This is a genomic window from Paenibacillus sp. XP01 (genome assembly GCF_057364885.1).
Genome location: NZ_CP139481.1, coordinates 3,616,538 through 3,628,684, shown reverse-complemented (window position 1 = coordinate 3,628,684; position 12,147 = coordinate 3,616,538). Strand labels below are relative to the sequence as shown.

Sequence of the window (12,147 nt, the reverse complement as noted above, 5' to 3'; positions counted from 1 at the left end):
GTTTATAACTTTTTTGAGCTGAGGATAAGTGTACATTGTACCATTGATCAGTCAAAAAACTAATTTTACCGAGATATCATTTAAGCTAACGGGCTGATGCTCACCATCCATCCCAGATGACTTTACTTTCAGAGGGGATTTGGCGTTTAGATGCATATGTTGCAGACAGACGGCGCGGGAAAGCGGATCATTACCGTGTTTCGGTATCTAACAATATTTTGTCACGGACGAATTTTCTTGTTCCTAAGCGGCCGGAAAAAGGCGCGGATATCCTCGGCCAACGCCTCGGGTTCTTCCAAGGCGGTAAAATGGCCTCCGCGGGGCATCGGAGTCCAGCGGGTAATATTCAGGCTGCGGGAAGCCCAAGCCTTGGGAGGCAGCAGAATATCTGCCGGGAACAAGGCCAGCCCCGTCGGGACTTCTATACGGGCCAGCGGCGGCAATGTATTTGCATTTTCATAATACATCCGGGCTGATGAGCCTGCCGTGTTGGTAACCCAATAAATCATAATATGGGTAATCAGTTCATCCGAACTAAACGTGTTCAGGAGGTCGCCGCCGCAATCGCTCCAGGCCCGGAATTTCTCCATGAGCCAGGCCGCTAAACCTGCCGGAGAATCGGAAAGGCCGTATGCGAGCGTCTGCGGACGTGTCGATTGCAGCGTCATATAACCGCCTTCTTTGGCTATCCATTCTGCGGCGTTTTTCCTGTATTGGCGCTCTTCTTCGGAAAGTTTGTCCGGCTCCGGCGCAGCCATAAGATCCCGGATGATGCCGATATCCGTCAGGTGTATGCCAACTAACTGTCCGGGGTGGCTGGAAGCCAGATAGCGGGTTACGCCCGAGCCGATATCGCCGCCGGCGGCACCAAACCGGTCATAACCTAATTCCTCCGTCATGAGTTTAGCCCACATTTCGGCGACTCGAAAATTGTTTACGCCGGCATGCGCGGGACGGCCGGAGAAACCGAAGCCGGGTAACGAAGGGACGATGACATCAAAAGCATCCGCAGGGTCTCCTCCATAGCTGGCCGGATCGGTCAGCAGTGGGATGATTTTTTGATAACGCAGATAGCTGTCCGGCCACCCGTGGGTGAGAATTAAAGGCAAAGGTTCGGAACCTTTCCCGCGTTCATGGACGAAATGTACATCGATTCCGTCGATTTGACAGCGGTACTGGGACAGCCGGTTAAGGACCGATTCCTGGGCGCGCCAGTCATAATGGTCCTTCCAATACGAGATGAGCGATTTTAAAGCCTGCAGATTCGTCCCCCGTTCCCAATGGGAATTGGCGTTTTCCAGCTGATCCGGATAGCGGACACGGTGCAGCCTGTCTTGCAGGTCATCAAGGACTTCATCAGAGACATGAATGTGAAATCGTTCAACAGCCATAACGCTGCTCCTCCTTTTTCCTGTGGATTCACAACGCCATTATATCCTTCGTGCCGGCATGATACACTGTTATAAATGAAGCATTTAACTATACGATTTGATAGGTGGATGACCAAGATGCCTCAAATAGACCGATACAAAAACCGGACAGTGAACATAGAATTTGCTCCAGTAGAGAATTTTACGGAACTGCCTTATCCTGAGCGGCTTACGCTGATTTTTATTACGTCCGGAAGCCTTCAAGGTACTCTCAACGAGCGACCTGTATCGATAAGCGCCCCCGGAATTCTTTGTCTGGCAGACGGGGATAAGGTGGAGATAACGGAAAAATGCAGCATTGCTGCCCAATCATTCAGCTTTCATCTGGACTTTTTGAACTCGACTGTTCTTTCTGAAACAAAGTCGTTTCCGGCAGTGCCAAGGATTCATACAGGCCTTTCCCTATTTCAACGAGAGCAGGGTTGTTATGGTGCACCCCGTATAACCGAAACGGCTTATCCGCTGCTATTTGAATGGTTTTTTGTGCTGGGCACGGAGGTTCAAGCGCAAAGCGACTCCCTTTGGGTGTGCAGGATCAAAAGATACCTGATCCAGATTTTAGGCCTGCTCGAGGAATTGAATCAGCAGAGGGAGCACTCGCCCGTCGATGCCGTGCTGGATTACATCCATACGCATTACTCGCGAAAGATTGCCTTGCAGGAACTAACGGATTGCGCCCATTTGAACCGTGTATCGCTGAATAAACGGTTTCAGGAAAGGTGCGGAAATACGGCGATGGGTTACCTGATTGCCTATCGGTTAAAGGTTTCGCGTGACCTTCTGACCCATACCGATATGAGCCTGATTGAAATTGCCCGTGCCACGGGGTTTGAGTATGATACTTATTTCATCAAACAGTTTACGGCCAAGCTGGGGATGTCTCCGACCACCTACCGGCTGACCTCCCGCAAGCTGGCAGGAGCTTTATAGACGAATGCCCTTAGGATCCCGGTGCCCAAAGCTTAGGAAGATGCAAGAATTCAGGGATAAGTAACAGCCGTCATCTTTTGTGGGAAGGATTCATTCTCGGAGCGTTTGATAACATACGGAAGAAGCATCCCAGGTCAATGGACCCTTTGGGATACTCCTTCCGTATGGGATTACGCTCTTGTTCCACCGTCCACCGGCAGAACTACGCCTGTTACGTAAGAGGCGCGATCGCTCAATAACCAGGCAGCCGCTTGTGCGATCTCATGAGGATCGGCAGGACGCCTAAGAGGCGTCACAGAGTTGCTTTTTTCGATTATATCTGGAACTTGTGCAACTAACCCCTCGATCATCTCAGTCATGGTGGTGCCAGGTGCAACAGCGTTTACGCGGATACCTGAAGGTCCGTATTCAATGGCAGCCGTCTCGGTCAGACTATTAACAGCCCGTTTGGCGGCTCCGTAGACAGACAACCCCGGATTACCTCTGAAGCTGCCGACGCTGCTGTTATTGACAATGGCACCGGTACCTGCAGTATCGATCATTGCCTTGATTTCCGCTTTCATTGCCACCCAGATTCCTTTATAATTTACAGCTTGAAGAAGGTCGAAATCCTCTTCTGAGACCTCTGTTAAGGGCGAAAGGGGAGCCCCGATTCCAGCATTATTGAATGCTATATCCAGGCGACCGTGACGCTCAACGGTCGTTTGAACCGCCCGTTCGATGCTGGCGGAATCGGTTAGATCGGCTACAATGTAATTGGCTGATCTTGCATCAAGAAATTGAGTCATGGAGTCCACCTCTAGGAGAATCGAGAATTAAGGAATGTAATTAATAGTAAACAAACGAACAAAAAGTGATACACTAAATTCACGGGTTCTGATGTTTTTACTGAAAAACAGTGTAGGATGATGATATGAGAAAGATATTATCTTTTATGGATTGGGGTATTTTTGCTCTTCGTTTATACCATTACATTTTGCTTTCATCACGGCTGATTACAGAAAGTGACCTGTCAAACCGAACATGGTTAAATGTCATTTGGCTAATGGCAGCACTTATCGTTCCAATGATATTCTGGTTTCCTCAACGGCGGACGAACAAGGTCTGGTTTTGTATCGCGGAGCTAATGCTGGGTGGTTCTTATTATGTGAACTCGGTTATTCATCCGGAACTGACTTCCAAAGCAGACTACCTGCTGCCGAGTCTAATAATGGGGTACTTATTGACCAAGAAGACATTCTGGGTCATTCCCGTAATTCTGTTCATTCCTTTTATCTTCCAGTCTTATTTAAAGGTACCTTGGGAACAAGCCATTAGTAGCGGGACAGATAATGTATTATTCTGCTTCATCGGCATGTGGGCCAGCTTCGTGGCCAAAGCGTACCACCAGAAAAATGAACTTGTGGTCGAAGTAAAGCAGCAAAATAAACTGTTAACCCACTACGCTGCTGAAATTGAGAAAATGACTCTGCTTGAAGAACGCAATCGTATGTCCAAGGAACTTCATGATACCCTGGGGCATTCCTTTATCTCAATCATTATGAGTCTTGATGCTTCCATCGCCCTTATGGACCGTAAGCCTGCAGAGGTCAAGGAACGGTTAATTCGCTTAAGAGCACTGGCTGAACAAAATCTGGACGAAATGAGAAGTATTGTTCATGAGATTGGAGAAGAAGAGGAAGAGTCTGATCTTGTACGGCAGGTTGAGGCCTATGTGGCCAATTTTCGGGAACATACAGGAATTCTCTTGACGTTAAATGTACTAGGAACAGAGAAGCACACGCATTTTGAAGTACGACAGGCAATTCTGCGAGTCATCCAGGAGTCCATTACGAACGCACTAAAACATGGAAAAGCGTCTCAACTGTATTTGGAGCTTCAATTTTCTGAATTCGTTCTGTACCTGGTTGTTCGAAATAATGGGAAACCGATTGACAAATTGGAATATGGCTTCGGGTTAACTTCAATGAAACATCGCGTTGAGCGGTTGGGGGGCAACCTGTTCGTATCATCAGAGATGAGAGATGAAACGATCACCGAAGTCAGATGCGAGATACCCCTAAAAGGAGTGGGGCTGCATGGGGAAAATTAAAGTATTACTTGCGGATGATCAGGAATTAATTTTGGAGAGCCTATATATCGTATTGTCCATGGAAGATGATATAGAAATCGTTGGATTAGCTAAAAATGGGGAAGAAGCAGTCCAAAGCTGTCATCAGTTTCAGCCCGATATGGTATTGATGGATATCAATATGCCAGTCATGAATGGCGTTGACGCAACAGCTCTGATCAAAGAGCGAATGCCTATCATCAAAGTGATGATGCTGACCTCCTATCAGGAAGTGGAGTATGTCATGGCGGCTTTAAGCTATGGAGCAGAAGGTTATCTTCTTAAGGCCATCCATCCCAGGGATCTGGCTGCAGGTATACGGGTGGTTCATGCGGGCGGGACGTTAATCTCGCAGGAGATGGCGAGTAAAATGATCAAAAGTATGAATACGGGATCCGCTATTAAAAATAATGAATACGGGCTTAGTAACCGTGAAATTGAAATATTGCAAAAGCTGGCTTCTGGCATGCGCAATCGAGATATTGCAGAGGCTTTGTTTCTTAGCGAAGGAACGGTTAAGAATTACATTTCAACGATTTACTCAAAACTTAATGTTAAGGGAAGACAAGAGGCAGCCCGTAAAGCCAGAGACTCGGGAATCATGAAATACTAAGACAACCTACCTAAGAAGCCGGCAACGTATATAGTTGCCGGCTTCTTAGGGGTATAGTCACATGACTTTAATATGACAAAAGAGCACTGTCACTTTATGACTTTTTCACCCTATACTCATAACTATGATCAAGCCATAGAGGAGATGATTTAAGACATGAAGAAAAGATCTGCACAAAAAGAACATTCGCAGATGGATGAGAAATTAAGCAAATGGAGATTATTTTGGCGCTTTCCAATAGTCTGGATGGTTGCGGGGGCTATCAGCATAATTCTTGTTGATGCATTCATCCGGCCGCTAGGGGAGCAAGTACCGGGCTTGCTTTCTCTTCTTTTGACACTAACGATGAGCTTTCTGGCCATCATAGTCTATATGCTCACCATGAAATATTTGGCCCGTCGATCCATTCCTGAGTTATCAAAAAAGGGCGCAGGGTTTGAAGCTGTTATGGGAGCACTAACCGGGGTTATCTTTATTGCCTTATCCACGATTATTATTGTTTCATTGGGAGGTTACTCCTTTCAATGGGCGAATAACGCAGATACGGTTACTAATCTAATCGCTTCTATTGAAGCCGCTTTAGGCGCAGCCATTGTCGAAGAACTTATCTTTCGTGGACTAATGTTTCAAGCCATGAATACATTGCTGGGAAATTGGGCCGCACTCGCTGTGACTTCTCTATTCTTTGGAATCGCCCATCTTGGGAATGCAGGAGCAACATTATGGAGTGCGTTCGCCATAACCTTAGAAGCCGGTGTCCTGCTTGGAGCCGCATTTATGTGGCGACGGAATCTGTGGTTTGCCATGGGACTGCACTTTTCTTGGAATGCACTTGAAGGTTTGCTTGGTATTCCTGTTTCTGGACACACTACAGCCGGTCTGTTAATTGTGAAAATGCAAGGTCCTTATCTTCTCACTGGAGGTGATTTTGGGCTTGAGGGGTCTGTAGTTCCGGTTATCATCAGCCTGCTGATTGCCATTCCCATGCTGTATGCCGCTAATCGAAATCGCAATCATATGCTTCAAAAGGTATAAGGCTAGGTAGTAGAGAGAATGTTCCTGAACACTATGATACCCTTGTTGTTTCAGACCGGATTCCAACCCGCCGTATATAAAAAATACTCTGCAATTGCGAGAGGATGTCTTTCTTGGTAGGATGGTCCAGGCTCAGGAACAAAGTGCCACCCAATAAGTTGCCAGCTGCTGGCTGCGACTTTAGGTGATAATGAAGATGTATTAAACTAACGGAAAACGTTAGCCCAGTAAAACCCTTGAGGCAGTCGACCATAGTGATCGGCTGCTTCGTATTGATTTATTGGTCTGCAGGAGTGGAAAGAGGAAGTAAACGTTAATGTTGTTAAGGTACAAGAACGTTTTCCCATTGAAGTCGCTAGCCTCTTTTGAACTAAAAATGGCCGGTTTCCTGGATGCTAAGGATACCGGCCTCGTATTACTTTTTACCAATCTCGATATTTACGCGTACATCCTCTTAGTTGAATGGATAATTACTTTGAAGGTGTTTCAGTTTTGTGCTCAATAACTTGTAATACTTTTAGTTCAACAGCTTTTAACATTTGTTCATTTGAACGATTGCTTTTTGGAACATCGCCATTTTTTTCACCTTGAATCTGTCCGTCAGCCTGCGTTTTTGCAATGACGTCAATCACTTGTTGTTTTGATACATTTCTAGATGCTGCAATCTCCACAACAGATTTACCCTTTTCTAATTCTTGTTTTAATTCTGCTGGGCTGATTTTAAGTAAAGCAAACAGTTTTTCATCATTTAGATAGGCATCGGCAAAATAATCTGGTTTACCATTTGTAGAGAAGAAACCTTCTACCTTGTTTGAAGGTGTAGTCTCAACTCCGATCAGAGAAACACTGATGGAATTGCCCTGAACAAATGCCTGGTAGAACGGTGTTATTGATCCCTTAGTGCTGTAATTCAATATAAACGTTTTTTGATTCGAGTTCTCCATTTGCTCCATAGAAAACTCGTACTTTTCGATGTTACCATACAATTTATCAATGAGAAAATCTACCTTCGACCTGATTTCCTGATCGGTTAAAGCGGTGAGCGGCTTCTCCTTAGGCTCCCAATTCTCTTGAATCACGTGTTCAATCGCACCGTTAATACCGTTTATATGAAGTGTAATCTTTTTGCCGGTCCCTCCCTTCTCCTGCAGGATGATGCTTGTTTGAACACCTTGAACGTTGCTTGCATCGATGATCTCAAACGCTTTTGTTTCGGGAAATGCACTATACAGCTTCTCCAGTGCTGCTTTGCCAATCTCATCCGCTTTGAATTGCTCAGCAGTCAATGGTGTTCTGGTAAACATATCAATCAAGGTAGGTGCCGCAAATGCTGCACTTGGAATCAAAATAGCAACAGCAACAATTCCACCAATCAATCGTTTTTTCATGGGTCTTCCGCTCCTTTTTTGTTGCAAATATTGAGAATAGGATTGTTCTATTCGATTGGAAATGGCCGGTGGGCACTCCACCGTTTCGGCTTCTTTGTGCAGATGTTCACGGATTTTGCGTTCAATAGTCATTGATCTTTTCCATCCTTTCTGGGGGGAGATTCCATATGTTTTTTCGAAGCGCCTGCAGGCCAGCATGATATCTCGACTTGACTGTACCCAATGGAATATCGAGCAAAGTCGCGGTTTCCTCGAGCGTATAGTCATGAAAAAAGCGGAGGATAATCACCGTTCGCTGTTTGTCGGTCAGTTTCTTAATGGCCTGCGATATCATGTCGTTCGTCCCATCCATCAACACCGCGGGTTGATCCCAATGAGGCTCTTCCCGAGAGAAGGAACGGATCCGTTCAAAAATTCGGAATCTCCGCCAGCTCTTGACCCGAAGTCTCTGCACTTGACGGATCACCAAGCCGTGCAACCAGAAGTGGAAAGGTCTACTCGTATCGTAGTTGGCAAGTGAGGTCCACATTTGCATATAAATCTCATTCATGACATCTTCCCGATCCTGCTGATGATCCACCAGAAAGGTGACGGTCCGATAGACGTCCTGATAAGTGGCATCATATATCGTATGAAACGCCTGTTGATCACCATCTTTCATCCTTTTGAGTAATTGATACATATCACTTTCCATTCAGAGGGCCCTCCTGTAAGCAGCTTACACCCTATATTGTCTCTCTATCGGAAAAAGGTTCGGTTTTCTTTTTGTTTTTTTGTAAACTCATCGGTAATTAGTGTGAGGTTTATGGCTTGAATAAACAAGCCGCAAGGTATGGAAGAAAAGAAAATAAGCCTCTAACCCATGAGAGAAGTTTATTTTCATTATTATTCATGTCTTCGGATTCAGGCTGAACATGAATGATGCGTAATAATCAGTCTCGAACGAAAGGGCCAGTATGAACTTATCATAAAGCACTTCGAGCTAGGAGAGGATGGCCGACACACGCCAGATAACTTGAAGGATTTGTTGAAGCTTTTCCTTAGACTTCGCGAAATCATTGTGGTTGTCGTTATGCATAGGAGCTGGGATTTAAAAGGAGGATACTCATTGAGCTAACGGGAAACTGTAGCTTAATAAAGTCAAGAAAGCATCCTGATCCAAGTGATCGGATGCTTTGGTTTAACAAACGGGCAGGTTAGTTTAGTCATAACCGTACTTTCCAAAAAAAGTGTGTGGTAAACTATTCGAAACAAGATACTTTTGGAGGTGAAAAACTGTGAGAGACTCTGTAGTTACACAAGCAGAACGAATTGTAAGCGATGTACTTCTTGAAAAAGTAAAAACATCATACCAGGTCATAGGGAAAGGCTTCGTAAATCAGGTTTTCGTAGTCGAAACAGAGAGACGTAAAGTCGTTGTTCGCATGAACGACTCAGTTACATATCCAAGCTATGTGAAAGAAAAATGGTGTATTGAACAAGCTGCCGCAATTGGCATTCCCGGACCTGAGGTGTTGTCTATTGGCATAATTGATAGAACTGCATATATGATTCAAGCTTTCGTTGATGGAGACAACGGGGTAGATAGTACGGTTTTTAAGTCCGATATTTGGAGGCAGCTTGGCCAATATGCCAAACTTATTCATTCGATCCCAGTGAAGGGATATGGGGAAAATCTGATAGATCCAGTCCATGGTGAGTTTCATTCACCCTCGCATGCAGGGTCGGACGGCAGTTGGCTAGGATATGTGCAATATAATATCAATAGTTTGACGGAGTATGATCGATTGATTGAGCTTGGAGTAATCAATCCAATGAAATCGCAGAGAGTGCGAAAACTGTTTGAGAATTTGAAAAAAGAAACGTTCCGCTTCGGTTTAATTCATGGAGATATTTCATTGAAGAATACGATCGTCAATCAGACGGGACAAGTAATATTATTGGATTGGGGTAATGCAGAAGTAAGAACGGTGCCGCATGGAGAAATTATTTGGCTGATGCGGTGCCATATCCTAGACGGAAATCCGAATATAGAAGAATTCAAAGCATTTCTAGACGGGTACGGAATAAGTGAAGAAAACCTGACTGATATGAGACATTTGCTGCTATTAAGCGCGTTTGATAACCTCAGATGGGCCATTGATCGAAATCCGGACCTGATCGAATCCTATGCTGCGTTCGCTAAAAAAGTTGTTGATATGATTATGGACTAGCGGAGATTGAGCAATGTTTTTGTATCTCAGTTAAACAAGATGGAAGAAAATGATTGAACTAACGGGGAACAATAGCTCAAGTTCAAACGACGGCAGACGGTCTCAGAACGATCGGTTGCCGTCGTGAAATAATATGGGTACAATTAAAGCGCGAAATAATTAGTAAGGGATGATCGAAATGGTTAATACATCAACTACCGAACTAAAGATGACACGTTATTTTCATGTTAATGCAGATAAATTGTTTGATGCATGGTTGAACTCAGAAATGATTAAAAAATGGCTTTTTACTATGGAAACAACAAATAAAGTGACAAAGAACGAACCTCACGTCGGTGGGACATGGGAAATTGTTGATCATCGCGGTGGTAAAGATTACAGAGCGATTGGTGAGTACCTAGAAATTGATCCACCAACTAAATTAGTTTTCACATTTAGGATGCCTCAGTTTAATGACTTAGAGGATAGAATTACTGTAGAGATTAAACCCCATGAAAAGGGTTGCGAGATGACTTTTACACAGGTGATTATCGTTCCTCATGAAGAAGGTTGGACTTCAGAAGATATCAAAAAAGCTATTACAGAATACCATGATGCTTCTGAACAAGGATGGGATTTAATGTTTGAGGGGTTAAAACAATTAGTTGAAACAGGTAAATTAAATGATCCATCTTAAACTGTTAGCATGAGAGGGCTATAGCTTAATGATGACCAGAAGGCAGTTGGCTACAAAAATCGACTGCCTTCGTTGCGCTAGCTGGCAGGATTGTTTAAGAAGGCTACCGCATTGGACAATAACATGTTCCTATTGCCGATTAGACGTGTATCTAATCGGCATCTTGCCCTTTAATTCATTAAACTAACGGACAGAATAGTTTAATGATTGGGTTTATAAGGCTGTACTAGATAGTACAATGTATAGTGTACTGTTGAGCTATGAGACCATAACAAAACCACCTTTTGAAGGTGGTTTTGTTATGGTCAAATCACAGTATCAAAATTTAGCATGGCCTAGATTTTAAATATTGCACCCACATCCCGTGCAGCTCAGCTTCCGATACTTGAAATGCGCCTTGAAAATCAGTGGCATCGCGTATGAATTTGTTGAGCGCATCTAAATTGTATGAATGGATGAGGTATTCTACGAGTAAGTGCGAGAATCCATATCCCCCTATCTTCTCGAAATCCCAGGTATCATTAGTTAATGCTTGAAAGCTAGGGACAGCGTTATTTTGAATCGCTTCGGAGGTGCTATACTGGATATATTCTTGTGACATTTGTTTGGCTTCATGCCCGCCGAGACCGTGTGTAAGCCATTTCGGTGCCAACGGATTAATATCCGTTACTAACCACATCGTAAACAAGCTAATAGTGTGCCGTAGTACCGATTGATACGTATGTTCAGGGCCTGGGTTGAGTGGGGATACGATTTTAATTTTATTGTCTTCATAGGTTCCCATAAACCAATTGGGTGCATCCGGCTCGTTTATTGCTTGATGAAAAGTGGGCAGATCCGGATAGATCTCAATAGCGATTTTCTGAGAAGGTCGATGACGATAGGTTGTAATAATTCGATCTACATTGCTTTTCAACTCTTCAAATAAGTCATGGTATACCTTGTTCATACCATCATTCTTGGAGGGAGCCTCGCTTTTATCCACAATTGATATCAATTCTTTAATAGACATGATTGTAATGTCACCCCATTCTTTTAATTCTTTTTTTAGTTTGTTTAAGGCACGATAGAGTCTGTTCTTGACTGCGCTTTCCGGCATCCCGATGATTTTGGATATTTCCAATAAAGTGCAATCGACGAAAAAACGCAATGATATGATTTGCTGATCTAATTCATTCAATCGGGCTAATGCAGCACTAATATCAAGACGGATATCGACATCTTTAGCAATATCGAGGGATATCGATTGGGACTGAAAATCGATTACTTCGTGCACCATTTCTTTATTTCGTGATCTCGTACGATACTCGTTTTTCACAATATTTTGCGCGATTTTGAATAGCCAAGTAAATATACTGGAGTTACACTTAAACAAGTGAAATTTTTCCATTGCTTTTAAAAAAGCTTGTTGCGTTAAGTCATCGGCAGTTGCCGAATTTGTCTTTACTGCAATATAATTTCGAATTCTATCTCGATATTGATTATAAATGGCTTCGAAATGCTGGATGTGCTCCTGCTTCTCCGGAAGAGTAGGGATTTTCTTTTTGTCTTGAGCTCTTGACACCAGTAGTACCTCCTCCTGAACTTACAATTCATTAGACACCGAAGAGAGGTAAAAAGCCACATCATTTTAAAATAATTTTACACGACGCCACTCCACTTTTTTAAACCCCGAAAAAGCAAAGCGTAAAGGCAATTCAGTATGTGGTATTAAGTGAGGATTACCAATGGAGAAAGAGATTCAGGAGCTTA

11 protein-coding genes are annotated in these 12,147 nt (G+C 43.8%); 6 read left to right on the top strand and 5 right to left on the bottom strand.

Annotated elements, in window-relative coordinates; genetic code table 11:
* Window positions 1-221: 221 nt before the first annotated feature.
* On the bottom strand, window positions 222-1,391 hold the full coding sequence (locus tag SNR34_RS16475; protein ID WP_339272258.1) for an epoxide hydrolase family protein: 1,170 nt from the start codon (window positions 1,389-1,391) through the stop codon (window positions 222-224).
* A gap of 117 nt (window positions 1,392-1,508) precedes the next feature.
* On the opposite strand from SNR34_RS16475, the gene SNR34_RS16470 reads away from it, so the two are divergent.
* Window positions 1,509-2,360: a helix-turn-helix domain-containing protein gene (locus tag SNR34_RS16470; RefSeq protein ID WP_339272256.1), complete on the top strand. Its 852-nt coding sequence runs from the start codon at window positions 1,509-1,511 to the stop codon at window positions 2,358-2,360.
* A gap of 170 nt (window positions 2,361-2,530) precedes the next feature.
* On the opposite strand, the gene SNR34_RS16465 is transcribed toward SNR34_RS16470, so the two are convergent.
* On the bottom strand, window positions 2,531-3,148 hold the full coding sequence (locus SNR34_RS16465) for an SDR family NAD(P)-dependent oxidoreductase (protein ID WP_339272254.1): 618 nt from the start codon (window positions 3,146-3,148) through the stop codon (window positions 2,531-2,533).
* A 125-nt stretch (window positions 3,149-3,273) separates the two neighbouring features.
* Between SNR34_RS16465 and SNR34_RS16460 the strand changes: the two genes are divergently transcribed.
* The 3 genes from SNR34_RS16460 to SNR34_RS16450 all read left to right on the top strand — a co-directional run bounded on the left by SNR34_RS16460 (window position 3,274) and on the right by SNR34_RS16450 (window position 6,118).
* A complete protein-coding gene (locus SNR34_RS16460) occupies window positions 3,274-4,452 on the top strand; it encodes a sensor histidine kinase (protein WP_486179632.1) in 1,179 nt (392 codons plus the stop codon).
* Complete coding sequence (locus SNR34_RS16455; RefSeq protein WP_486179631.1) at window positions 4,439-5,083, top strand: response regulator; 645 nt, start codon at window positions 4,439-4,441, stop codon at window positions 5,081-5,083. Before SNR34_RS16460 ends, SNR34_RS16455 begins: the two co-directional genes overlap by 14 nt.
* A 156-nt stretch (window positions 5,084-5,239) precedes the next feature.
* Window positions 5,240-6,118: a CPBP family intramembrane glutamic endopeptidase gene (locus SNR34_RS16450; RefSeq protein WP_486179630.1), complete on the top strand. Its 879-nt coding sequence runs from the start codon at window positions 5,240-5,242 to the stop codon at window positions 6,116-6,118.
* Between the two features lie 470 nt (window positions 6,119-6,588).
* Here SNR34_RS16450 and SNR34_RS16445 read toward each other — a convergent pair whose 3' ends face one another.
* On the bottom strand, window positions 6,589-7,638 hold the full coding sequence (locus SNR34_RS16445; RefSeq protein WP_486179629.1) for a hypothetical protein: 1,050 nt from the start codon (window positions 7,636-7,638) through the stop codon (window positions 6,589-6,591).
* Window positions 7,628-8,200: a sigma-70 family RNA polymerase sigma factor gene (locus SNR34_RS16440; RefSeq protein WP_236412818.1), complete on the bottom strand. Its 573-nt coding sequence runs from the start codon at window positions 8,198-8,200 to the stop codon at window positions 7,628-7,630. Before SNR34_RS16440 ends, SNR34_RS16445 begins: the two co-directional genes overlap by 11 nt.
* A gap of 583 nt (window positions 8,201-8,783) precedes the next feature.
* Between SNR34_RS16440 and SNR34_RS16435 the strand changes: the two genes are divergently transcribed.
* Both SNR34_RS16435 and SNR34_RS16430 read left to right on the top strand, forming a co-directional pair.
* The gene (locus SNR34_RS16435) at window positions 8,784-9,719 is read left to right on the top strand and encodes a phosphotransferase family protein (protein ID WP_486179628.1); all 936 of its coding nucleotides are present in this window, start codon (window positions 8,784-8,786) and stop codon (window positions 9,717-9,719) included.
* Window positions 9,720-9,897: 178 nt separating this feature from the next.
* Window positions 9,898-10,395 carry an SRPBCC family protein gene (locus SNR34_RS16430; RefSeq protein WP_486182471.1) on the top strand — a complete coding sequence of 166 codons (498 nt, stop codon included), beginning with the start codon at window positions 9,898-9,900 and terminating at the stop codon, window positions 10,393-10,395.
* A gap of 325 nt (window positions 10,396-10,720) precedes the next feature.
* Here the strand turns inward: SNR34_RS16430 and SNR34_RS16425 are convergent, their stop codons facing one another.
* Complete coding sequence (locus SNR34_RS16425) at window positions 10,721-11,959, bottom strand: RNA polymerase sigma factor (RefSeq protein ID WP_486179627.1); 1,239 nt, start codon at window positions 11,957-11,959, stop codon at window positions 10,721-10,723.
* Between the last annotated feature and the right edge of the window lie 188 nt (window positions 11,960-12,147).

Excerpts from the sequence above, each read along its gene's own strand:
- SNR34_RS16445 (WP_486179629.1), bottom strand. The coding sequence starts at position 7,638 with ATGACTATTGAACGCAAAATCCGTGAACATCTGCACAAAGAAGCCGAA.
- SNR34_RS16475 (WP_339272258.1), bottom strand. The coding sequence starts at position 1,391 with ATGGCTGTTGAACGATTTCACATTCATGTCTCTGATGAAGTCCTTGAT.
- SNR34_RS16440 (WP_236412818.1), bottom strand. The coding sequence starts at position 8,200 with ATGGAAAGTGATATGTATCAATTACTCAAAAGGATGAAAGATGGTGAT.
- SNR34_RS16460 (WP_486179632.1), top strand. The coding sequence starts at position 3,274 with ATGAGAAAGATATTATCTTTTATGGATTGGGGTATTTTTGCTCTTCGT.
- SNR34_RS16455 (WP_486179631.1), top strand. The coding sequence starts at position 4,439 with ATGGGGAAAATTAAAGTATTACTTGCGGATGATCAGGAATTAATTTTG.
- SNR34_RS16450 (WP_486179630.1), top strand. The coding sequence starts at position 5,240 with ATGAAGAAAAGATCTGCACAAAAAGAACATTCGCAGATGGATGAGAAA.
- SNR34_RS16430 (WP_486182471.1), top strand. The coding sequence starts at position 9,898 with ATGGTTAATACATCAACTACCGAACTAAAGATGACACGTTATTTTCAT.
- SNR34_RS16470 (WP_339272256.1), top strand. The coding sequence starts at position 1,509 with ATGCCTCAAATAGACCGATACAAAAACCGGACAGTGAACATAGAATTT.
- SNR34_RS16465 (WP_339272254.1), bottom strand. The coding sequence starts at position 3,148 with ATGACTCAATTTCTTGATGCAAGATCAGCCAATTACATTGTAGCCGAT.